This window comes from Actibacterium sp. MT2.3-13A (assembly GCF_018139985.1).
Lineage (GTDB): Bacteria > Pseudomonadota > Alphaproteobacteria > Rhodobacterales > Rhodobacteraceae > JAGSOU01.
Genome location: NZ_JAGSOU010000027.1, coordinates 1 through 21,439, shown reverse-complemented (window position 1 = coordinate 21,439; position 21,439 = coordinate 1). Strand labels below are relative to the sequence as shown.

The 21,439-nt window shown below is 69.1% G+C and carries 24 protein-coding genes and 1 tRNA gene; 9 read left to right on the top strand and 16 right to left on the bottom strand.

From position 1 onward, the window contains the following. Positions 1 to 3: 3 nt before the first annotated feature. From KCI33_RS16765 to KCI33_RS16745, 5 genes are all read right to left on the bottom strand, one after another. Entirely contained in the window at positions 4 to 2,046 is a 2,043-nt protein-coding gene (locus tag KCI33_RS16765) for an ASKHA domain-containing protein (RefSeq protein ID WP_212525960.1), read from the bottom strand. 108 nt (positions 2,047 to 2,154) lie between these two features. After that, positions 2,155 to 2,385: an N-(5'-phosphoribosyl)anthranilate isomerase gene (locus KCI33_RS16760; RefSeq protein ID WP_212525959.1), complete on the bottom strand. Its 231-nt coding sequence runs from the start codon at positions 2,383 to 2,385 to the stop codon at positions 2,155 to 2,157. Between the two features lie 36 nt (positions 2,386 to 2,421). Further along, on the bottom strand, positions 2,422 to 3,378 hold the full coding sequence (locus KCI33_RS16755; protein WP_212525958.1) for a methyltetrahydrofolate cobalamin methyltransferase: 957 nt from the start codon (positions 3,376 to 3,378) through the stop codon (positions 2,422 to 2,424). Between the two features lie 9 nt (positions 3,379 to 3,387). Then, positions 3,388 to 4,314 (bottom strand): methylenetetrahydrofolate reductase, encoded by a 927-nt coding sequence (locus KCI33_RS16750; RefSeq protein WP_212525957.1) that lies wholly within the window; start codon positions 4,312 to 4,314, stop codon positions 3,388 to 3,390. A gap of 26 nt (positions 4,315 to 4,340) precedes the next feature. Next, positions 4,341 to 4,637, bottom strand: a complete 297-nt coding sequence (locus KCI33_RS16745; protein ID WP_212525956.1) for a virulence factor — start codon at positions 4,635 to 4,637, stop codon at positions 4,341 to 4,343. A gap of 243 nt (positions 4,638 to 4,880) precedes the next feature. Here KCI33_RS16745 and KCI33_RS16740 point away from each other — a divergent pair, with 243 nt between their 5' ends. The 3 genes from KCI33_RS16740 (at position 4,881) to KCI33_RS16730 (ending at position 7,769) form a co-directional block, all read left to right on the top strand. Then, a complete protein-coding gene (locus tag KCI33_RS16740; RefSeq protein WP_212525955.1) occupies positions 4,881 to 5,993 on the top strand; it encodes a Ppx/GppA phosphatase family protein in 1,113 nt (370 codons plus the stop codon). A 29-nt stretch (positions 5,994 to 6,022) separates the two neighbouring features. Continuing rightward, entirely contained in the window at positions 6,023 to 6,751 is a 729-nt protein-coding gene (locus KCI33_RS16735; protein WP_212525954.1) for an RlmE family RNA methyltransferase, read from the top strand. Between the two features lie 73 nt (positions 6,752 to 6,824). Next, on the top strand, positions 6,825 to 7,769 hold the full coding sequence (locus KCI33_RS16730) for a hypothetical protein (RefSeq protein WP_212525953.1): 945 nt from the start codon (positions 6,825 to 6,827) through the stop codon (positions 7,767 to 7,769). A 28-nt stretch (positions 7,770 to 7,797) separates the two neighbouring features. On the opposite strand, the gene KCI33_RS16725 is transcribed toward KCI33_RS16730, so the two are convergent. Continuing rightward, positions 7,798 to 8,508, bottom strand: coding sequence for a helix-turn-helix domain-containing protein (locus tag KCI33_RS16725; RefSeq protein WP_212525952.1), 711 nt, complete (start codon positions 8,506 to 8,508; stop codon positions 7,798 to 7,800). Between the two features lie 137 nt (positions 8,509 to 8,645). Here KCI33_RS16725 and KCI33_RS16720 point away from each other — a divergent pair, with 137 nt between their 5' ends. Then, the gene (locus KCI33_RS16720; protein WP_212525951.1) at positions 8,646 to 10,934 is read left to right on the top strand and encodes a cytochrome P450/oxidoreductase; all 2,289 of its coding nucleotides are present in this window, start codon (positions 8,646 to 8,648) and stop codon (positions 10,932 to 10,934) included. A 29-nt stretch (positions 10,935 to 10,963) separates the two neighbouring features. Here KCI33_RS16720 and KCI33_RS16715 read toward each other — a convergent pair whose 3' ends face one another. The 3 genes from KCI33_RS16715 to KCI33_RS16705 are packed head-to-tail and all read right to left on the bottom strand — an operon-like array spanning position 10,964 to position 14,941. Next, positions 10,964 to 11,905 carry a spore coat U domain-containing protein gene (locus KCI33_RS16715; protein WP_212525950.1) on the bottom strand — a complete coding sequence of 314 codons (942 nt, stop codon included), beginning with the start codon at positions 11,903 to 11,905 and terminating at the stop codon, positions 10,964 to 10,966. After that, a complete protein-coding gene (locus KCI33_RS16710) occupies positions 11,902 to 14,256 on the bottom strand; it encodes a fimbria/pilus outer membrane usher protein (protein ID WP_212525949.1) in 2,355 nt (784 codons plus the stop codon). The genes KCI33_RS16715 and KCI33_RS16710 overlap by 4 nt, the downstream gene beginning before the upstream one ends. Then, positions 14,234 to 14,941, bottom strand: a complete 708-nt coding sequence (locus tag KCI33_RS16705; protein WP_212525948.1) for a molecular chaperone — start codon at positions 14,939 to 14,941, stop codon at positions 14,234 to 14,236. The genes KCI33_RS16710 and KCI33_RS16705 overlap by 23 nt, the downstream gene beginning before the upstream one ends. Before the next feature lie 163 nt (positions 14,942 to 15,104). On the opposite strand from KCI33_RS16705, the gene KCI33_RS16695 reads away from it, so the two are divergent. Genes KCI33_RS16695 through KCI33_RS16685 form a run of 3 tightly spaced genes read left to right on the top strand, consistent with a single transcriptional unit; the run spans position 15,105 to position 15,896 of the window. Next, a complete protein-coding gene (locus tag KCI33_RS16695; protein WP_212525946.1) occupies positions 15,105 to 15,254 on the top strand; it encodes a hypothetical protein in 150 nt (49 codons plus the stop codon). Positions 15,255 to 15,258: 4 nt separating this feature from the next. Then, positions 15,259 to 15,519, top strand: coding sequence for a hypothetical protein (locus tag KCI33_RS16690; protein ID WP_212525945.1), 261 nt, complete (start codon positions 15,259 to 15,261; stop codon positions 15,517 to 15,519). Continuing rightward, positions 15,516 to 15,896, top strand: a complete 381-nt coding sequence (locus KCI33_RS16685; RefSeq protein WP_212525944.1) for a hypothetical protein — start codon at positions 15,516 to 15,518, stop codon at positions 15,894 to 15,896. The genes KCI33_RS16690 and KCI33_RS16685 overlap by 4 nt, the downstream gene beginning before the upstream one ends. 34 nt (positions 15,897 to 15,930) lie before the next feature. Here KCI33_RS16685 and KCI33_RS16680 read toward each other — a convergent pair whose 3' ends face one another. Together KCI33_RS16680 and KCI33_RS16675 are read right to left on the bottom strand one after the other, a co-directional pair. Next, positions 15,931 to 16,263, bottom strand: a complete 333-nt coding sequence (locus KCI33_RS16680) for a hypothetical protein (protein WP_212525943.1) — start codon at positions 16,261 to 16,263, stop codon at positions 15,931 to 15,933. Then, positions 16,256 to 16,624 carry a hypothetical protein gene (locus tag KCI33_RS16675; RefSeq protein ID WP_212525942.1) on the bottom strand — a complete coding sequence of 123 codons (369 nt, stop codon included), beginning with the start codon at positions 16,622 to 16,624 and terminating at the stop codon, positions 16,256 to 16,258. Before KCI33_RS16675 ends, KCI33_RS16680 begins: the two co-directional genes overlap by 8 nt. A 205-nt stretch (positions 16,625 to 16,829) precedes the next feature. Between KCI33_RS16675 and KCI33_RS16670 the strand changes: the two genes are divergently transcribed. Further along, entirely contained in the window at positions 16,830 to 17,042 is a 213-nt protein-coding gene (locus tag KCI33_RS16670; RefSeq protein ID WP_212525941.1) for a hypothetical protein, read from the top strand. Here the strand turns inward: KCI33_RS16670 and KCI33_RS16665 are convergent. The 4 genes from KCI33_RS16665 to KCI33_RS16650 all read right to left on the bottom strand — a co-directional run bounded on the left by KCI33_RS16665 (position 17,020) and on the right by KCI33_RS16650 (position 19,265). Beyond that, complete coding sequence (locus tag KCI33_RS16665) at positions 17,020 to 17,379, bottom strand: hypothetical protein (RefSeq protein WP_212525940.1); 360 nt, start codon at positions 17,377 to 17,379, stop codon at positions 17,020 to 17,022. The two genes, KCI33_RS16670 and KCI33_RS16665, sit on opposite strands and share 23 nt — an antisense overlap. Before the next feature lie 415 nt (positions 17,380 to 17,794). Then, the gene (locus tag KCI33_RS16660) at positions 17,795 to 18,028 is read right to left on the bottom strand and encodes a hypothetical protein (protein WP_212525939.1); all 234 of its coding nucleotides are present in this window, start codon (positions 18,026 to 18,028) and stop codon (positions 17,795 to 17,797) included. Between the two features lie 182 nt (positions 18,029 to 18,210). Beyond that, positions 18,211 to 18,285 (bottom strand) — tRNA-Asn (locus tag KCI33_RS16655). An 80-nt stretch (positions 18,286 to 18,365) separates the two neighbouring features. Then, positions 18,366 to 19,265, bottom strand: coding sequence for an MBL fold metallo-hydrolase (locus KCI33_RS16650; RefSeq protein ID WP_212525938.1), 900 nt, complete (start codon positions 19,263 to 19,265; stop codon positions 18,366 to 18,368). A 44-nt stretch (positions 19,266 to 19,309) separates the two neighbouring features. On the opposite strand from KCI33_RS16650, the gene KCI33_RS16645 reads away from it, so the two are divergent. Continuing rightward, positions 19,310 to 20,629: an ATP-binding protein gene (locus KCI33_RS16645; RefSeq protein WP_212525937.1), complete on the top strand. Its 1,320-nt coding sequence runs from the start codon at positions 19,310 to 19,312 to the stop codon at positions 20,627 to 20,629. A 4-nt stretch (positions 20,630 to 20,633) separates the two neighbouring features. Here KCI33_RS16645 and KCI33_RS16640 read toward each other — a convergent pair whose 3' ends face one another. After that, on the bottom strand, positions 20,634 to 21,200 hold the full coding sequence (locus tag KCI33_RS16640; protein ID WP_212525936.1) for a CAP domain-containing protein: 567 nt from the start codon (positions 21,198 to 21,200) through the stop codon (positions 20,634 to 20,636). Between the last annotated feature and the right edge of the window lie 239 nt (positions 21,201 to 21,439).

Genomic DNA, 21,439 nt, shown 5'->3' with positions numbered 1-21,439 from the left:
CGACTATCCGCGGCGGCGTCTGCGCCGGCCGCCCTCACCACCACCTCCGGTGTTGAAATTGACCTGCGGCAGGGGCGTGGTCTTGGCCAGTTCCGGGAAGGGCGCGGTGGCGTGCGGGATGGCATTGGCGGCCACGAAATGCTCCTGGAAACGCGGCTCGACGGCGGTCTCGACCTTGGTGATCCGGCGCACCACCTGCTCGATCTCGGCGCGCGCGGCGCGGTTGCACAGCGCGATGCGCGCGCCCGTTCCGGCGGCGTTGCCGGCGCTTGTCACCTTGTCCAGCGGCGCGTCGGGAATCATCCCCAGCACCATGGCGTGTTTCGGGCTGATATGCGCGCCGAAGGCGCCGGCCAGCACCACCCGGTCGACCGTGTCCACGCCCATCTCGTCCATCAAGAGCCGCGCGCCGGCATAAAGCGCCGATTTGGCCAGCTGGATGGCCCGGATATCGCCCTGCGTGACCGCGATGCGCGGCCCGCCCTCGGCGCTGGCGTCATGCAGCAGGTAGGAATGCGTCCGCCCCTCGGGGAAACACCGCGCGCTGCCCGTCTGCTCGGCCGAGCCGATCAGGCCCGAGGCGTCCAGGAGACCCGCCATGCGCATCTCGGCCACCGCCTCGATGATGCCGGAGCCGCAGATTCCGGTGATGCCCGTCGCCGCGGTGGCCGCGTCGAAGCCGTCCTCGTCCGACCACAGCTCGCAGCCGATCACGCGGAAGCGCGGCGCCTTGGTGGCGGGGTCGATCTCCACCCGCTCGATCGCGCCGGGCGCGGCGCGCTGGCCCGCGCTGATCTGCGCGCCCTCGAAGGCCGGGCCGGTGGGAGACGAGCAGGCCAGCACCCGGGCACGGTTGCCCAGCAGCAGCTCGGCGTTGGTGCCCACGTCCACGATCAGCACCAGGTCGTCGGATTTGTGCGGCTCTTCGGACAGCGCGACGGCGGCGGCGTCGGCGCCCACATGGCCCGCGATGCAGGGCAGGATATAGGCATGCGCGGCGGGGTTGATCGCGCTGAGCCCCAGGGCGGCCGCCGGCAGGTTCAGCGCCCCCGAGGTGGCCAGCGCGAAGGGCGCCTGGCCCAGTTCCACCGGATCGATGCCCAGCAGCAGGTGGTGCATCACCGGGTTGCAGACGAAGGTGGTCTCGACGATCGCGTCGGGGGCGACGCCGGCCTCCTCGGCGATGCCCTGGGCCAGGTCGTTCAGCGCGGCGCGCACGGCGGCGGTCATCTCGGCCGCGCCGCCCGGGTTCATCATGGCGTAGGAGACGCGGCTCATCAGATCCTCGCCGAAGCGGATCTGCGGGTTCATGATCCCCGAGGAGGCCAGCACCTCTCCGGTGGCGAGGTTGCACAGATGCGCGGCGATGGTGGTGGAGCCGAGGTCGATGGCGAGGCCATAGATCCCGCCCTCGTAGAAGCCGGGCCAGATCTCCAGCAGTTCCGGCGCCGCGCCGGCGCGGGGGGTGTGCACCGCCAGCGTTACCCGCCAGTCGCCCTTGCGCAGCGCGGGTTGCAGGCGGGCGAGCAGGGGAAGGGGGGCGGTCAGCCCCGCGATGCCCCATTGCGCCTCGAGTGCGGCGGACAGACGCTCGAAATCGCCCGAGGGTTCGTGCATGTCGGGCTCCTCCACCTCGACGAGGTAGAGATGCGTGGCCGGGTCCAGGGTGATGGCGCGCGCGGTGGCGGCCTTGCGCACCACCTGCTTGTGCACCTGGCTTTCGGGCGGCACGTCGATCACCACGTCGCCCATGATCTGGGCCTGGCAACCGAGGCGGCGGCCGGGCTTCAGCCCGCGCTTTTCGTCATAGCGCTTCTCGACCGCGTTGAACGGGCTCAGCGAGTCCCCGGTCACGGTGACGCCGTGCTTGGGAAACTCCCCGAAGGAGGGGCTGACCTGGCATTTCGAGCAGATCCCGCGCCCGCCGCAGACCGAATCGAGGTCGACGCCCAGCTGCCGGGCGGCGGTCAGGACGGGGGTGCCCACGGGAAAGCGGCCGCGCTTGCCCGAGGGCGTGAAGATGACGAGCGGATCGGAGTCGGACATGGATGCGTGCCTCAGCCGGCGCCTGCCGGCAATGCGGGACCCTCGGGCCACAGTGCGAGATACGATTTTTCCGCGAAAAATCGAGGCAATTTTTCGCAGAAAAATTGATCAGCAGATGATGCGCACAGGGTTCCTGTTGCAGATGACGATGAACTGGCCGCCGGTTTCGACCATGTGATAGCCGCGCCCGCGCACCTCGTCCACGAAACGTTCGACGCCGATTTCGCGCGCCACCCAGTGGACCGAGCGGCGCACCACCGCGCCCCGGGCCACGGCCTTGGCGCTGAAGACGGTCGCGATCCAGAAATCGGCGTTGTTGCGGTGCGGGGCATTCTGCATGCCCCGCACCCTGTCACGGGGGCGGTTAACACGGCGTTACGCGCGGCGCCGGCGCCGTCCGCCGCGCCCGCCGCCCGCGGCGGCGGCCTGCGACGCCTCGGGAAAGGGCGTGCCCTCCTTCACCGCGTCCAGCACGCGCGCGAACCGGATCCATTCGGCCCCGTTCGGGTCGTGGTTCATCAGCAGGTTGGCGGCGCGCACGGCCTCCATCTCCACCGGCCGGACCGGGTTCATGATGGCCGAGGTCATGCCCGCGCCGATCGCCATGGGCAGGAAGGCGGCGTTGACGCCGTGCCGGTTGGGCAGCCCGAAGGAGATGTTCGAGGCGCCGCAGGTGGTGTTGACGCCCAGCTCGTCGCGCAGCCGGCGCACAAGGGCGAAGACCTGCTGGCCGGCGGTCGCCATCGCGCCCACCGGCATGACCAGCGGGTCGACCACGATGTCATGCGCGGGGATGCCGTAATCGGCGGCGCGCTCGACGATCTTCTTGGCGACGGCGAAGCGCACGTCGGGATCCTCGGAGATGCCGGTGTCGTCGTTGGAAATCGCCACCACCGGCACGTTGTATTTCTTGACCAGCGGCAGCACGAGCTCCATGCGCTCCTCCTCGCCGGTGACCGAGTTCAGCAGCGGCCGCCCCTCGGCCGCCTCCAGCCCCGCCTCCAGCGCGCCGGGCACCGAGCTGTCGATGCAGAGCGGCACGTCCACCAGCCCCTGCACCAGCTCGATCATCTTGCGCATGAGCGGCGGCTCGGTCTCGTTGGGGTTGGGGTTGGAGTTGTAGACCACCCCCGCGTTCACATCGAGCACCATCGCCCCGCAGGCGACCTGCTCCAGCGCGTCCCTTTCGACGGTGGAGAAATCGCCGGCCTCCAGTTCGGCGGCCAGCTTCTTGCGGCCGGTGGGGTTGATGCGTTCGCCGATCACGCAGAACGGCTCGTCGAAGCCGATGGTGACGGTCTTGGTCCTGGACTCGATGACGGTGCGGGTCATGGGTGTTCCTTATCTCTGGTTGGCGGGGACGGCCGAGCGGCCGCCATTGTCGATCGCCCATTGGGCGTTGGTCTTGATCCCGCCGAGCGGGAAGAAATGCACCCGCGCGATGGTGCAGCCGGGGTTGGCGGCCTTGTGCGCGGCCAGCTCGGCCAGGAATTCGGTGGGCTCGAAGGGCAGCACCAGCTTGGTAACATCCCGGGCGCGTTTTTGCAGCACCCGGATCGAGGGGCCGACGCCGCAGGTGACGGCGAATTTCACCAGGGTCTGCAGCTTGGCCGGGCCCGCCACGCCGATATGGATGGGCAGATCGATGCCCTCGGCCTTCAGGCGGTCGGCCCAGGCGATCACCGGCCCCGCCTCGAAGCAGAACTGGGTGGCCAGCGCCATCTCGGCGTCCGTGGTTTCGGAGAACCGCTGCTTCCAGCGCAGCGCCTCCATCACGTTGCGGTCCGAGCCGTCCGGGTCGATGTCGCGGTTGCCCTCGGGGTGGCCGGCGACGTGCAGGCGGGTGAAGCCCGCCTTGTCGAAGAGCCCCGTCTCCAGCATCTGCATGGAGGAGTGGAACGCGCCCTGCGGCTGGGAAAGGCCGCCGGCCAGCAGCAGCGCCTGTTCGACGCCCGCCTCGCCCTGGTAGCGCGCGATCCAGTCGGACAGCATTACCCGGTCCCGTATGATGCGCGCCGGGAAATGCGGCATCGGGGCGTAGCCCTCATCGGTCAGGCGGCGCGCGGTGGCCACCATGTCCCCGATCGGCGTTCCCTCGATATGGGCGATGTAGACGCGGGTGCCGGCGGGCAGCAGGTCGCGGAAATCCGCGATGCTGGCGGCGGTGCGCGGCATCACCTCGATCGAATAGCCCTCAAGCAGGGCCTCGATCTGCCGGTTCGCCGGGGGCGGGGCGCTTTCGCGCCGTCGGAAGTTCAGCAGTGCCATTGCGGCCTCCCAAAGCTGTCGCAGGGTCATGTCCATCCGTCATTCAGGATCAGCGCCTTGAGCCGTTCGTCGTCGAACTCAGCCTCCAGCCGCGCGGCCTCGGCCTCGGCGATCTCGTCCGGCGCGCCGTCCACGGAATAGGGCGCGGCCTTGCGCCATTCCGCGAGATAGGCATCGGTGTCGCGCGCGCCGACGCGCATCGCGCAGCGGTCGATGGCCTGTTCGAACCGTTCGGCCAGCACGCGCTTGGACCCGCGCCGGCCCTTGCCGACGATGACCTGGGCCGGGATGTCGCGCCAGTAAACGATCGTGACCTCGGGCATCGCTGATTCCCTCTTGCTTCTGCTTCGCTTCTACGCCGCGGATGCGGGCGGCCGGCGCCGGATTTCGACATGACGGGCACGGTCCGCGACCTAGGGTCTATGCCAGCAGGGCCGTGGCGGCCAAGAGGGCAGCATCGGAATAATCTTCAACAAGATTATGAGCCGTCCCATGCGCCGGCGGCACCTTGCGCAGCACCGCGTCTGTGACTACCTTGAGGGCAACTCGAAATGGAGGGCGTGAGAATGGCGCCCAGGCGTCCGAATGGTGCGGGCGCGTTCCCGAAACCGGTTGCAACCCCCGCGCCGAAACAGCCCGACCCGGCAGAGCTCTATGCTGCGCTGGACCTCGGCACGAACAGCTGCCGCATGCTGATTGCCCAACCCCAGGGCAACCAGTTTCATGTGGTCGACAGTTTCTCGAAATCGGTGCAGCTCGGCACCGGGCTGGAGGCGTCCGGCCGGCTGTCGCGCGCCTCGATTGGGCGCACGGTGCAGGCGCTGCGGATCTGCCGCTCCAAGCTGGAGAAGCACAATGTCACCCGGATGCGGCTGGTGGCGACCGAGGCCTGCCGCCGCGCCGGCAACGCGCGCGATTTCCTGAATCGGGTGCGGCGCGAGACCGGGCTGCGGCTGGAGATCATCCAGCCCGAGGAGGAGGCGCGCCTGGCCGTGGTCTCCTGCGCGCCGCTGGTCTCGACCCGGACCGAGCAACTGCTGGTCGTGGATATCGGCGGCGGCTCGACCGAGCTGGTGTGGATCGACCTCAGCGCGGTGCCGCGGCACGAACGCCCCCGCGCCATCATGCGGCTGCACGCGGGATTCCACGCCCCCGACAGCCCGTTTCCGACCGCCAAGGTGGTGGACTGGATCAGCGTGCCGCTGGGCGTGGCCACGCTGAAGGAGAAATTCGACGACGTCGAGGACGACGCCGCGCGCTTCGCGCTGATGAGCTGGTTCTTCGAGGAGAACCTCTCCGATTTCTCGCCCTACGCGCATGAGCAGACCCGCGAGGGGTTCCAGATCATCGGCACCTCCGGGACGGTGACGACGGTGGCGGCCAGCCATCTCGGGCTGAAACGCTATGATCGCAACAAGGTGGACGGGCTGCGCATGACCTCGGACCAGATCGACCGGGTGATCCGCGATTACCTCGATCTCGGCCCCGAGGGGCGGCGCGTGGACCCGCGGATCGGGCGCGACCGGCATGCGCTGATCATGTCGGGGGCGGCGATCCTGCAGGCGCTGATGCGGGTTTGGCCGACCGACCGGCTGTCGGTGGCCGACCGCGGACTGCGCGAGGGGCTGCTTTACGCGCAGATGAGCGCGGATGGGGTGTTGGAGGATGGGCCGGTCTGATAGGACGGGCCCGGAAAAGACATGAGAATATGGCGATGACTGGCAAGAAAAGCAGCGGGCGCGGGCAGCGCGATCTGAGGGTGCGGGTGAAATCGGCGCGCGGGCGCAAGCTCAGCTCGACGCTCTGGCTCGAGCGCCAGCTCAACGACCCCTATGTGAAACGCGCCCAGGCCGAGGGGTATCGCGGCCGGGCCGCCTTCAAGATCCTGGAGCTGGACGACAAGTTCCGCTTCCTCGTGCCCGGCGCGCGGGTGGTCGATCTCGGCTGCGCGCCCGGCGGCTGGTCCCAGGTGGCGGTCCAGCGCGTCAACGCGCTGGGCGAGAAGAAGGGCAAGGCGGTGGGCAAGGTCCTCGGCGTTGACCTGCAGGAGGTCGAACCGATCGCCGGGGCCGAGATCCACCAACTCGACTTCCTCTCCGACGGCGCCGACGAGAAGGTCAAGGAATGGCTCGGCGGCAAGGCCGACGTGGTGATGAGCGACATGGCCGCGGCCAGTTCGGGCCACAAGCAGACCGACCATCTGCGGATCATCGCGCTGTGCGAGGCGGCGGCCTATTTCGCCTTCGACGTGCTGGAGGAGGGCGGCACCTTCGTCGCCAAGGTCCTGGCCGGCGGCGCCGAAGGCGAGCTGCAGAAGCTGCTCAAGCAGCGCTTCACCAAGGTCGCCAACGTCAAGCCCCCGGCGAGCCGCTCGGACAGTTCCGAGAAATTCGTGATCGCCACCGGCTACCGCGGCGAATCTTCCAGCAACAGTTAGTTTCCGCAGTCGCTCTTTGTCGGGCCTTCCGTGTGCGTTAACCTTACGGAAACGCACGGGCTGGGGGGCCTCGATGGATCGTTTCATGACACTGGCCGTGCCGGATGGTGCCGTCACCATTGATCCGCATCTCGGACATCTTAGGGGACTGAGGTTCTGGGACGGGCGCAAATGGCTCGATCCGCTGCATTGCGCCGGCCGCGAGGGGCGGTGCGAGGCCGCGATCCGGCCCGGCCGGCCGGCATCGGCGGCGCGCGCGTCCGCGGCTCTCTGGCAGGACGACAGCCCCTGGGAGGTCCGCGAGGTGGTCCAGTCGGGCCGGGCGGCGCTGGCGCGGCTCAGCCTCGGCGGGACCATGCAGGGCGCCTCGGTGGAAAAGGAGATCAGCCTGCGCCGGGGCGAGCCGATCCTTTACCAGTCGCATCTGCTGTCGGGCGGGCGGGGCACGCTGTCGCTGGCGCATCACCCGGTGGTGCACATGGCGGCCGGCGGGCGGCTGAGCTATTCGCCCAAGCGCCGCGCGCCGGGCGGCGATGCCGCGCCGGACGCGGGCTTTGCCGGGCCGGTGGACCTGCCCGACGGGCCGGGTCTGCGGCGGCCGCTCACCCTGGTCGAGGCCGCGGGCAACCCGCTGGGCTGGACCGCCGTTCTGCGCCACGCCGAAGAGGACATCGTCTTCGTGCTGCGCGATCCCGAGATGCTGCCGGTGACGACGCTGTGGACCGCTGAGCGCGGGCGCGTTCTGGGCATCGGCGATGGCTGCGCCTCAGGCGACGGCACCGGCACCGGCTGCGCCGCGCCGGGCGGCGATTGCGCCGATGGGCGCTGCCCGCTGGCGCTGGCGCCGCGGCGGGTGCACCGGCTGCGCCACGCCATCGGTGTGGTCCCCCGCCCGAAGGGCTGGAGTCATGTCACCGCGGTCTCCATCGACCAGAACACGCTTCGCCTCGAAGGCGACGGGGAGGGCGCGGTCTGGCTGCCCTTCGACGGGCGGTTCTTCGGCGGCACGCGCCAGTAGGCGCAGGCCCTCGGGGCGCAGGGCGGTCTCACCCCGGCACGCCCGCCGCCGCCGGATCGGCCTGCCGCATCAGCCCGCGCAGCGTCTCGGCGCAGTCCATCACCGCCCGCGACGCCCGCTCGATGTCCAGGTCGTGCAGCTTGGCCAGCCCCACCGCCGGCTCCAGCCCCATGCGCGGCATGTCGGGCCTCAGCACGGGCGCCGCGACGCCCACCGCGCCGCTCTGCAATTCGCCGCGGGTCAGGGCGTAGTCGGCCGCGCGGGCCTCGGCCACCGCCGCCGGCTCGTCCGGGGCGGGCGGGCGCCCGGCCAGGATGGCGATCCCCGTCGCCCCGCGGGTCAGCGGGTGGCGGACGCCCAGCCGGTAGGTCAGCCGCATGATGTCGTCGCCCGGCGCCTCGCGCACCAGCGCCACCACCGCCTCCTCACCCTGGGCCAGCACGATGCAGGCGGCCGCGCCGGTCTGCCGCGCCACCGCGTCGAGATGGGGCAGGGCGGCATTCAGGAATTGCGACTGCACATTGGCGCCCAGATGCAGCGGCGCGGTGCCGAGGATGATCCGGCCCGACTGCGTGCGCGCCACCATGCCATGCGCCTCCAGCGTCGCGATCAGCCGGTAGGCGATCGCCTTGTGGACCCCAAGCGCCGCGGCGATCTCGGCCGCGCCCAGCCCATGCGGCGCATCCGCCACCAGTTCGAGCGCGCGCAGGCCGCGGTCCAGTGTCTGCAATGTCGCCATGTCGGGCCTCGTCGGAATTGTGTTTGACAGGCCCATCCTAACGCGAGAAGCTATAAACGCAACAGGTGGTGCGATAAAAGTAACTGATGGCGAAACTGCAGGTCGCACGACCGACAGGGACAAGTAGAGGGGTGAACATGAACAAGCCGGTGACTTCTGCCGCGGGCGGCTGCCCGTTCTCGGCGAAAGCGCGTAATTTCGACGCCTTCGACGCGCCCTACCAGGCCGACCCGGCCGGGGCGCTGCGCTGGGCGCGGGAGGAGGAGCCCGTGTTCTACAGCGAGGCGCTGGGCTACTGGGTCGTCACCCGCTACGCCGACATCAAGGCGATCTTCCGCGACAACATCACCTTCTCGCCCTCGGTCGCGCTGGAAAAGATCACGCCGCCCACCCCCGAGGCGCTGGAGGTTCTGAAACGCTACGATTTCGGCATGAACCGGACGCTGGTGAACGAGGATGAACCGGTGCATATGGAGCGCCGCCGCGCGCTGCTCGACGCCTTCACGCCGGAGGCGCTGGAGGCGCACGCCCCGATGGTGCGCCGGCTGGTGCGCGAAAAACTGGACGCGATCATCGACCGCGGCCGCGCCGACCTGGTGGCGGAGATGTTCTGGGAAATCCCGCTGACCGTCGCCCTGCATTTCCTCGGCATCCCCGAAGAGGACATGGAACAGCTGCGCCGCTTCTCGGTCGCGCATACGGTGAACACCTGGGGCCGCCCCTCGCCGGACCAGCAGGTCGCGGTGGCCGAGGCCGTGGGCCAGTTCTGGCAGTATTCCGGCCAGGTGCTGGCCAAGATGCAGGCCCAGCCGCGCGGCGCGGGCTGGATGCACGACATGATCGAAAAGAACCGGCAGATGCCGGAGGTGGTGACCGACAACTATCTGCATTCGATGCTGATGGCGATCATTGTGGCCGCGCACGAGACCACGGCGCTGGCCACCGCCAATGCCTTCCGCGAGCTGCTGTCGCGGCCCGCCGCCTGGGCCGAGCTTTGCGCCAACCCCGCGCTGATCCCCTCGGCCGCCGAGGAATGCCTGCGCCATTCCGGCTCGATGGTGTCGTGGCGGCGGATCGCCACCCGCGAGACGCAGGTCGGCGGCGTCACCATTCCCGAGGGAGGGCGCATCCTGATGGTGCTGGCCTCGGGCAACCACGACCCGCGCCATTTCGAGAACCCCGACGAGCTGGACATCTACCGCGACAACGCGGCCGAGCATCTGACCTTCGGCTATGGCAGCCACCAATGCATGGGCAAGAACCTGGCCCGGATGGAGATGCGGATATTCCTCGAGGAATTCACCCGCCGCCTGCCGCAGCTGGAACTGGAGGCGCAGGATTTCGCCTATCAGCCCAATGTCGCCCTGCGCGGGCCCGAGGCGCTGTGGGTGCGCTGGGATCCGGCGCTGAACCCCGAACGCCGCGACCCCGCCCTGCGGCTGGCGCGGCGCGATTTCCCCGTGGGCGCGCCCGAGACCCGCGCCATCCAGCGCCGCGTCACCGTCACCGCCGCGCGGGAGGAGGCCGAGGGCATCCTCGGCCTGACGCTGGCCGACCCGACCGGCGCGCCGCTGCCCGACTGGTCGGCGGGGGCGCATCTGGACGTGGTGCTGCCCGATGGCGAGTCGCGCAAATATTCGCTCTGCGGCCCGGCGGGCTCGGGGCAGTGGCAGTTGGCCGTGCTGCGCGAGGAGGCAGGGCGCGGCGGCTCGCGCTGGATCCACGACACGATCCGCGCGGGCGGCGAGCTGCGGGTGCGCGGGCCGAAGAACCACTTCCGCCTTGACGAGGCCGCGCCGGCGCATCTGCTGATCGCGGGCGGCATCGGGATCACGCCGATCCTGGCCATGGCCGACCGGCTGAAGGCGCGGGGCAAGGATTACGCGCTGCATTACGCGGGCCGGTCGCGGGGGCGCATGGCCTTTCTCGACCGCATCGCGCGCGACCACGGCGCGGCGCTGTCGCTGCATGTGGGCGACGAGGGCGCGCGCGCCGATATCGCCGCGCTGGTCGCGGGCGCGGCACCCGGCACCCAGATCGTCGCCTGCGGCCCCGAGCGCCTGCTGGAGGCGCTGGAGGCCGAGACCGCCGCGCGCCCGGACGTCACCCTGACGGTCGAGCACTTCGGCACGGCCCCCGCGCTGTTCGACCCCGCGCGCGAGGAGCCCTTCGAGGTCGAACTGCGCGACAGCGGCCTGACCCTGACCGTGCCGGCCGACAAGACGCTGCTGCAGGTGGTGCGCGCCGCCGGCATCGACGTGGCCAGCGACTGCGAGGAGGGGCTCTGCGGCAGCTGCGAGATGCGCGTGGCCTCGGGCGAGGTCTCGCATCGCGACCGGGTGCTGACCGCGGCCGAGCGCGCGGCGGGCGACCGCATCATCAGCTGCTGCTCGCGCGGGCGCGGGCGGCTGGTGCTGGAGGCCTGACGCGGGCGCGGCGGGACGGTCGCGCCGCCTCAGTAGGTCACCGTGACGACAACGGTGTCCGAATAGACGCCCGCCGGGGGCGTGGCCTGCGCCGGCACCCAGCCATAGACGGTGAAATCCGTGCTGGTGCCGTCGCCCGTGCCGCTGCCGGTATCGACATTCAGGGTGCTGCCCCAGGACAGGTTGCGGGACGCATCGCGGTATAGCCCGTAGGAGACGCTGTGCCCGTTCGGGTTGGTCATCAGCCGGCTGGCCGGGGCGCTGCCGGTCAGACCGTTGTCCAGCCCGATCTGAAAGGCGGTCTGCGGCGTGCACAGGACGCTGACGGTGGAGGTGCCGTCGACGCTCCCCGACAGGACCCCATTTGGCCCGAAATCCAGGTCCGTGGCGGACACCGCGCAATTGGCGGCGATCCCGGCGGTTACATCGAAGGAGAGCGTCGCGGCGCGATTGGTGCAGACGAGCAGGAGCGTGCAGGTGGTGTAGTCGATGACGACATCGGCCGCCCCGAATTGCGACAGGTAGCTGCCCGGCGCGACATCCGACTGGCCGCCGAACACCCGGCCGTAAAGGTCGAGCGCCGCCGACGATCCGAGGATGTTGATCAGGCCGCTGTCGAAGGACAGGCGGTTCGCCGGGGCGGTTCCCGCCACGATGGTCCGGGCGGCGTCGGTGTAGAGCTGATAGTCGAGCGCGGTCGCGGTGCCGCCGCTGGTCATCTGGCGCGCCGAGGCGGTGGCGCCGCCGCTGCCGTCGCCGATGCTGATGGTGCCGGAGGCGGAACTCAGCAGCGCCGGGCAGGAGATCGTGATCGTCCCGAAGGTGTCGACATTGCCGCTCGACAGCGTATCGACCGCGCCGAAATCGAGCCCCGTCGCGGAGAAGGCGCAGTCCTGCGCCTGCGCCGCGCCGAGGGCGGCGATCAGGTTCAGCGCGCCGGCCAGCAGGATATGGAGGAGCCGGCGCGTCATCGGCAGGGGATGCCGCGAATCTCGGGGATCGTGCCGGGCTCGGGCCGGTAGGCGAACTCTGCCGCGCAGCGCTCGCCGTCGGGGCGGGCGACGGTCAGGCGGTTCCGCGCGCGTAGCCCGGTGAGGAACACCATACCGTCATAGCCGACGAGCCGGCTTTCCCCGCCGCCCTCCAGCGTCGCCGTCAGGCCGACCCGCACCGGCTGGCCGGAGGCGTCGACGAGATAGACGCTGGCCGCCGACGGCGCGGTATCGACCCCGAAATCGAGGACGACGCCGCTGTGATGGGCAGGCATGACGACCTCGTGCGTGGTGCCGATGGCGGCCTCGACCGGCAGGCCGGTCGGGTCGATGGAGAGCGCATTCTTCTGGTAGGAGCGCAGGCCGGGCACGAGTATCTTGCCGGAGCGGCCGGTGGTGCCCGCCGGGCGGTTCTCGAACGCGACATTCACCCCCGGCGCGCCGGCGTCGATGACGGCGAAGGCATCGTCGATGCGCTCGGACAGGAACAGGCCGCCGCCGGCGGCGGTCAGGGCGCCGTCCAGACGCAGGCCGGTGCTCACGCCCGAGGCGTCGACGCGGGCGGCGAGATCGACGCGCCCGGCCTCGAAATCGCGCCCGGCGGCGGCCGACAGGCGCGAGGCGCTGTCGCGCACGGCCCGGATCTGCCAGTTCCATTCGCCCGGCTTGGCGCTGCGCGAGGCGCCCACGGTCTGAACCGACCTGCGGTCGTAGAGGGAAACCCCGGCGCTGCCCTGCACCCGCCCTCCGAGTGGCATGTGGAAGCCGGCGCTCAGGCGGATGTCGTCATCGACCTCGGTCTCCACGGCCAGCGCCGACAGATAGAGCGAGGACCGCCCGCCGAACGACCTGGAGGTGGTGAGGCCGAGGCTGTGCTCGCGCTGGCCGTCAAGGCGCTCGGCATCCGCGTATTTTAGGCCGAGCGCGTGCCAGTCGCCGCCGACCGGCACCGACAGGGCGAGTTGTCTGAGGTCCCTGAGGGGCACGAAGGCGTCGCTGGACGGGCTGGCGAGCGTCGTCACCCGCGCCACGTCCATGAAGCTGGCGTCGCTGTGCATGACCCGCCCGAACAGGCGCAGCCCTCCGACGCGCAGGTCGCTCGACACATCGACGAGCGCCCCCTCCTGCCCGTTGAAATCGCTGAAGGCCGCGGTCGTGCTGGCCGTGCCGAGGTTGCCCAGCCGAAAGGTGCCGCCAAGCCCGGCCATCCGCAGCCCGCCGCCGCTCTCGGCATGGGCCGACAGGGTGACGCGGTCGCTGAGCCCATAGCGCAGAGAGGCCACGCCATAGGGCGTGTCGCCGTATTCGTCCGTCTCGGTGCCGAAGCCGCGCCTCGGGTAGCCGTAGGACAGCGAGTAATCGGCCAGCCCGTGCCGCAGCAACTCGGGCGTCACCAGAAAGGGCAGGGTCTGCTGCACCTGGCGCCCGGTGGCGTCGGTCAGGACGACCATGGCCTCGTTGACGCCGATCGTCAGGGGCAGGTCCAGCAGTTCGAACGGCCCCTCGGGCACGTCGGTCGCGTAGCGGCGCAGCGATTCCGTGTAGACCTCGACCGTCGTCGGCACCGCCGCGCTGCCGCGAAGGCCGGGCAGGGGCATGGTGACCAGATCGGGCCTGAGCGCGAAGTTGCGTTTGATCTGGACCCCGCCGAGGCGCAGGGGATGCGCCCATTCGGGGCCATGCGTGACCATGTCGCCCAGCTGGAACTGGAGCGCGTGCTTCGCGTCCGGCGTCTGCCAATAGCTGTCCAGCCGCTGGTAGGTCGCGCCCTGGCCGCTCTCGGACAGGGTGAAGCCGTGGTTCAGCGACCCCATAGGCATGAAAAGCCGGCTGTCGAAGACGCCGGCCGCGACCGTGCCGCCGGCCGGCACATGTTCGAAGTCCAGCCCGTAATTAAGCACCAGCCCGAAGCCGCTGTCGATCTCGCTGCGCGCCTCGTCCGGGGCGTGGCCGGAGGCGTCGATGACGCGGGGCGCGCGCGCCGCCGCGTCGAGGGTGAAGAAGATGCGCTGAGTCGCTTCCTCGATGCGAAACGAAGCCCCTGTGATCGTGCTCAGACGCAGATCCCCCGACCGCCCGGTCCCCGGTTGCACGCCGACGTTTCGCAGCTCGGCGGCGTCGGCAAGGTAATCGCCGTCCTCCGTCTCGACGAAGCGGGCGATGAACCCGGATTCGCGGCCGTTGACGAACACCTCGAGGTAGAGCGTCCGCACTTCGCCGACGACCCTGGCGCTCGCGCCGATGCCCGGCGCGATCAGCAGCAGCAGCAACAGAAGGCGCGCGGCCGTGGCGGCGGGCCGCGGCGGGTCAGCGCGCCGCGACCGGCGCATGATACTGTCCGAGATTGGTTGTCGCGCCGAGGCTCAGCGCGCCATAGGCCCGCGTCGGGATCCGCCACTGCATGGTCGATCGGCCCAACACATAGCCGGCCAGACCGGCGCGCGAAAAGACGGTCTGGCCGTCGCGGGTCAGGCGCAAATCGGCGACGCGCAGGTGCCCCGCTCCGGCATTCTGGCCGATCAGGTAGGTTGCGCCCTGCCGCCGCACGACCGACCATTTAACATCCGCCACGCTCGAGCCCGGCGCCACGAAGAACAGCGGCAGCCGCAGCCGGGTCACGAAAGACACCGTGCCGGCGCGGTTTTCGGAGAGGTTGGGGATCTCGTTGATGAACACCCGATAGGCCTCTTCCCCGACGACGCGGTTCTTGGTCGTGCGCACGATGCGGACGGTCTGGGTCGCGCCGGGGGCGAGCTGAGTCATCGGCGGGCTGGGCACGACCTTTCGCGTCGGCTCATGGCGTTCGGTGCCATTGTCCTGCGACCACTCGAACACCCGCGCCTGCACGGTGATCGTCGTTTCGCCCGTGTTCTTCAGGGTCACGACCGCGGTTGCGCCGGGCGCGGGCACCTCCAGGGTGACCGGCGAGACATGCAGCCCCTCTGCGCGGGAACCAACGGCTGTGGCTGCTGAAAGGGCAATCACGAACAGCGATAGCATCAGCAGGCGCTTCATCGGATTCTCCTGCGTTCAGAAACTCACGGTCACCCCGATCGTGTCCGTGTAGGTGGCCGCGGTCGGGGTCGTCTGCGCGGGGACCCGCCCATAGATCGTATGGGTTACGGCGCTGCCCGCCCGGTCCCGCCCGTTCAGCGCGCAGGACCTCGCGGACAAGCTGGTGGGCGAGGAGACGCGGAAGGTGCAGGACGCCTTCACCGCCGTGAAGCTCGCGGCGCAGCGCGCCATCAACCGCAACCGCGAGTGGGAGGCCGGGAAGGTCCGCCCGCTCGACCGGGTGAAGCGCGCCCTGAACAGCAACAAGGAGTGATTCAATGGCCCTCTTTCTCGTGACCCGCCCCAAGGGCGCTGAACACCTACGCAACGCCTCCGGCCTGCACGCCGCCATCGTGGATGCGGCGGACGGCCTGGCGGCCATTGCCGCCGCCAATGCCCTCGCGTCCCACCTGAACGCGCCCTTCGACGGCTTCGACACCACGCAGGTCGCGGCCACGGCGGCGGGCGGCTTCGCCCCGGCCCTGATCCAGGGCGACGTGCTGGGCGCTGCCTACTCTGGCCCGGGGCGCGGCGCATGACACCCCGCGAGGATTGCGCCAGTGACCGGCGGATCGTGGACGGCTACGGCATAGTTTTCGATGAACCCACGCGGCTCGCCCATCAGGCGCTGCTCGAATGGGCCGCCTATGACCCGGAGGGGGACGGCTGGCCGATCCCCGCTGACGTGGTGCGCTTCGCTCGCTTCTATGGCATCCCCGCCGCGCGGCTGGGCGGCATGTTCGGGTTGCTCTCGCGCCGCGTCGGGCGGCGCATCGTCTGGGCGGACATGGCCCGCGCGCCAGAGGTGGGGGCACGGATCGGTGTGGCGACCTTCTCGCACGACGCCTTGGTGGCCTACGGCTTCTTCCGGGCAAGTTGGGCGGTGTTCGAGAGTGACCGGGCGACCATCCATTGACGGCGCGGGCCGCTTCTCGCGGCCCGCGTTGTACTTAGTTCACGGTGATCTCGACTTCGCCCAAAGAGGCAATGAGGAGGCCAGCCTGACGCAATTCGTCAAGGCGTTCAAACTCCCCCTCTGGTGCCATCTCGGCCACAAAGTCGGCTAGTGCTGCGCCGGTCGCCGCGAAGAAGTCGATTATGGGCGAAAGGTTTGTCTTCGGGCCGTCGATTGCCCGGGCGACTACTGCAAGGGCGGGTGCAGCGATTGCCATCACCGTTTCGCAGTCCTCGTTGGGCCAAACCTCGTCAAGCTCGCCTATGCGAGCGGCAGCGATCAGTGCTTCAAGGCGCGCGGCGATGCCGGGGAAATCTACCTCAGACATTATGAACGCCCTCCGGGATTTTGCCGAAGCGCGGGCGCAACTCCTCACGGGTGAGGGCGTCCAGAGCCTTGGTTGCTGCACAGATGCGCGCAAGCTCGTCCTCGTCGGCATCGCTGGTGAAATAGTCCAGCATGTAGCCCAGAGCGCCGCAGATCGTCGCCAGCAGGTCGGAGCGATTCATAGCTGGCACGTCGCCATCCCACTGCTCGATGGTCAGAGCGGCGAGGTCGGTCAGCACCATTGCCGGAATGTCAGCGTCGATGTTGCCGTAGCAGTCGGCCCCCTGAATCTCGGCAGATGCGAAACGCAGCGCGTCCACCAGCCCGGGGAAGTCGGTTTCGAGATAGTATTCGTTGGGCATGTTTGTGTCCTTTCCTTGCGGGGTCGATGATGACCAGTGGCTGCAAGGGAACACTTACTACCGCACCTTTTGACCGGCGTTTCCGGGCGGATTTGTCTTCGGGCCTGCGGCTAGGCCGCTCCGAACCCGCAATGCATGTCGCGGTGGACTTCGCCAAGCTGATCCCGTGGCTCCGATGGTGGTGCCCGAAACTCAGGAGTAGATCATGATAAAGATGAAGTTTGGCAGCGAAGGCGGGGTGCAGCTCCAATTTCCCAAGCCGAAGAATGCGGCTCAGCAGCGGTGTTTCGACCGGATCGAAGAAATCATGGAGGTGGCCCGCGACCCGAGCCCGGCCCTTCCCGTTCTATTGGGCATTGCTGCGATGAATGGTCCCAAGACGTTCGACAGGGCCGTCAGCTATTTCGGCGCTTCTTGAACGCTTCATCCAGCCCGGCGATCCATTCAGCCGGGCTGGGCTCGCCAGCCGCACTTGCAGCGAAGCTCAGTGCGGCGCGCCCGAACAGTAGAAACGCATTCTTGTCGTCGGGGTCCTGACCTGCATCTTCCGCCCAAAAGCGGGAAAGCTCAGGGAACGCGCGCTGCGCAGGGCGTCGCCCGTTGCCCGGTGCGAGCTCAGCATATGGAAGCCAAGCGTCTGCCTCCGCTTCTGGGATATGCTCGACGGCAAGATCAGGAACGGACAATGCCGTGGCCGCCTCTCGAATCTTCTCTGCGGCAAGCTGCAAGGCGGCAACGGCGTCGAAGTAGTTCACCCCCATTCGTGCCGGGAGGTCTATTTTGGGGCGAGGGCTATCGTGATCCCACCTCTCAGCGTCCAGCCCCCTAGGACCCAAACAGGATTCTAGGGCCTGTAGTGCCTTCTCGGTTTCGCGCTTCGCAAATGCCGATGCGGCTCCCTCAGCGCCGATCCAGCTTCCCCGCCGGTCACGCTGCCTCGCGTGGATAGGCAATTCTTCGCTGCCGATTGCATTTCGAGCGAGCCAGTCTGCGAGACGGTTCCAGCGATCTTCAGAAACTCCGTCCAAAGCTGTTTCGATGGTTCTCAGGCGGTCCTCTCTCGCATACGTGTCGCGTTGGACCCCCTCGTGAGCTGCCCGCTCCAACCGGGATGTGGCTTCACTGGCTGCTTGTTGGCGAGCCGCTTGAAATGCTCCGACCACGCTCTGTCTAATCGTCGTCAATGCTCTCGACTTTCACGACGCCTCCACCGTCTCCGATGACACGCATTCCCTTGCTGAGGATTCTGGCTGGAAAATTCGTCGTTCGGATGAACAGTGGAGGATACTCGCGCACTCGGCGCCATCCTTCCTTTGGTGTTTCCCGGTCGGGATAGTTCACGACCTCTACGGCGCTTTCCTCGGAAAGCTCCCAGACCGTCCCGTTGTCGAGGGTCACGCGCATGACAGCCCCCTAGAATCGAATGAAATCAGTAACTCTATGCGCATTCTATCGCAGCGACCTGATCAGAGCGAGGTTGCCTTTGAAACCATGCCAAGCCTTACGCGAGCCTTACTTTTCAGCCTTACGCGAGAAAATCCGGGAAAAGAAAAGCCCTCTAAGTCATTGACCTAGAGGGCTTATCTTGGCTCCGGCGGTAGGGATCGAACCTACGACCAATTGATTAACAGTCAACTGCTCTACCGCTGAGCTACGCCGGAACGTGGGGCGTCATATAGCAACAGCTTCCGGGGGCGTCCAGAGGGTTTTCGAAGAAAAATCCCGCACCTTCGACAGGCCCTCAGATCCGGGTGAAAACCGCCTCCGCGCGGAGTTCGCCCTGCGGGGCGGCCAGGCCCCGGCGGGTCAGGTCGATCAGATGCGCCAGCACGTTGCGCCCCGCCGCCTTGAGCAGCGACGGGGCGACGTCGGTGTAGATCCGGGCGGTCAGGGCGGCGACGGTGGCGGGGCCGCTGTCGAGCGCCGCGAGGATCTGCGCCTCGCGGCCGCGGCGGTGCGCGATCAGCTCGGCCAGCCGGGCCTCGGGATCGGTCACCGGGGCGCCGTGGGCGGGGTAGAACACCCGGTCGTGCCGGCCCTGCAGCTTCTCCAGCGAGGCCATGAAGGCGGTCAGGTCGCCATCGGGCGGCGATACCATTGAGGTGGCCCAGCCCATGACGTGATCGCCGGTGAAAACCGCGTCCGCGGCCGCGAAACACATGTGGTTGCCCATGTGGCCGGGGGTCCAGATCGCCTTCAGCGACCAGCCGTCGCCCTCAACGGTGTCGCCATCGGCGAGGCAATGGTCGGGGGCGAAGCCCGCGTCGATTCCCTCGCCGCCGCCCAAGCCTGCGATCGCGGCGATCTGCGGGTCGCGGCCCGCGGCGCTGTCGCCATAGGCCAGAACCGGGGCGCCGGTCGCCCGCGCCAACGCCGGCACGAGGGCGGAATGATCGACATGGGAATGGGTGAGCAGGATGTGGCTGACCGTTTCCCCGGGGCCGAGCGCGCCCAGAATCGCCGCCAGATGCGCGGGGTCGTCGGGGCCGGGGTCGATCACCGCGACCCGCCGCCTGCCCAGCAGATAGGTGTTGGTGCCGCGGAAGGTCATCGGCGAGGGGTTGGGGGCGAGGATGCGGCGGATGCCCGGCTCCAGTTCCTGCGCCTCGCCCGGGGGCGGATTGAATGCCGCGTGATCCATCTTGTGCTTCCTCTTCGGCCTGGCTGCGCCTAGGGTCTTATCCCATGAGTCAGGGATGGATCAAACGCACGCTTCCGCGCGGCCTGTATGGACGGGCGGCGCTGATTCTGCTGTTGCCGGTGCTGACGTTGCAGTTGGTGGTCTCGGTCGTGTTCATCCAGCGCCATTTCGAGGGCGTCACCCGCCAGATGACCCGCAACGTGGTGCGCGAACTGAGCTATCTGGTGCAGCAGGTCGAGGCCGCGCCCGATGCCGCCGCCGCGCGCGCCCAGGTCGAGGGGCTGGCGCGCGCGCTGGTCATGGAGGTGACGCTGCCCGCGCCCAGCGGGCTGCGCGACGACCGGCGGTTCTACGACCTGTCGGGGCGCACGGTGACGGCGTTGCTGCACGATGCGCTGCCGGGGATGCGGGCGGTGGATCTGGCCGCCGACACGCGCCAGCTGCGGCTGCTGATCGACACCGCGCGGGGGCCGATGCAGGTGGTTCTCGACCGGCGTGCGGTTTCGGCTTCGAACCCGCATCAGCTGCTGGTGCTGATGATCGTCACCGGCCTTCTGATGACGCTGATCGCCTTTCTGTTCCTGCGCAACCAGCTCAGGCCGATCACCCGGCTGGCGCGCGCGGCGGAGGCCTTCGGCAAGGGCCGGGTGGTGCGCTACAAGCCCTCGGGGGCCACCGAGGTGCGCTCGGCCGGGAACGCCTTTCTCGACATGCGCAACCGGATCGAGCGCCAGATCGAGCAGCGCACCCTGATGCTGTCGGGGGTCAGCCACGACCTGCGCACGCCGCTGACCCGGCTCAAGCTGAGCCTGTCGATGATTGAGGAAAGCGACGAGACCCGCGCCATGCAGCGCGATCTCGGCGACATGGAGCGGATGCTCGACGCGTTTCTCGATTTCGCCCGCTCCGATGCGCTGGACGATCCCGAGCCCTGCGATCCGGCGGCGATTCTCGAACATGTCGTGGAGAAGGCCCGCGCCGGCGGCGGCGCGGTGGAGACCGGCGAGTTGCCTGAGGGGGTGCGCGCCATGCTGCGCCCGCTGGCGGTGGAGCGCGCGCTGCAGAACCTGCTGGACAACGCCCTGCGCTATGGCAGTCGCGCGCGGGTGGACCTCGACATCACCGACAAGGTGGTGCGCTTCACCGTCGAGGACGACGGCCCCGGCATCCCGCGCGAGCGGCGCGAGGAGGCGATGAAACCGTTCCAGCGGCTCGACGCCGCGCGCAACCAGAACCGCGGCACGGGCGTCGGCCTGGGGCTGGCCATCGCCTCCGACATCGCGCGCAGCCACGGCGGGCTGTTGCGCCTGGGCAAGAGCGCGGCACTGGGCGGGTTGCGCGCGGAGTTGGTGCTGGCGCGTTAGCGGCTCACAGCGGGGTGCCCATGTTCAGCACCCAGGAGGTGCGCGCGCCCGCCGGCCGCGCCACGCCCAGACCGATGTATTTCACCTTCGGATTCAGCAGGTTGGCGCGGTGCTTGGGCGAGTTTTCCCAATACGCCATTAGCCGCGCGCTGTCCTGGCCGAAGCCGAGCCCGGTATTCTCGACCGCGATGCGTGGGCGGAAGCCCTCGCGCAGCAACCGCGCGTGCAGGTCGGCCCCGTCCGATCCGACATGCGCGTAGCCGCCGCGCGCGGCGTTGTCGCAGGCATGGGCCTGGGCGGCGCGCGTCATCCGGTGCTCCGTTCGCACCGCGGGCAGGCCGTGGCCGCGGCGGAAGCGGTTGACCGCCGACAGCAGCTCGGCCCGGCGCGCCCCGGCGTCCGCGGGCAGCGGGCACTTCGCGCTGGCCGGCGCGGGGCCGGGCAGCACGACCGCGCTCGCGCGCTGGTTCACCGGCAGCGGCACCACCGCGACGCAGCCGGCGGTCAGGGCCGCCGCCAGCAAGGATGCCATGATCGCCGGCCTCGATGTGTTGCGGGTGGTCCTGCTCATCTGCGTGCTGTCCTGCCTGTCCGTAAGGGGTGAATCGCGGCTGCGGGCGCGCCCGTCAACCGACAGGCCGCACCGGCGGCGTTTCTGTGCGGGTTTCGGCCGATTCCGCCGCGCGCGGCGCGCATCGCGGCCAAGGGAAAGTGGTAGGCCCGGCAGGCCTGCCGCAATCGTTTAAAAGCAATAGCTTAGGCGAAGTGCTGGGCACATTCTGCCCATTATATATCAATGGCTTACGATCC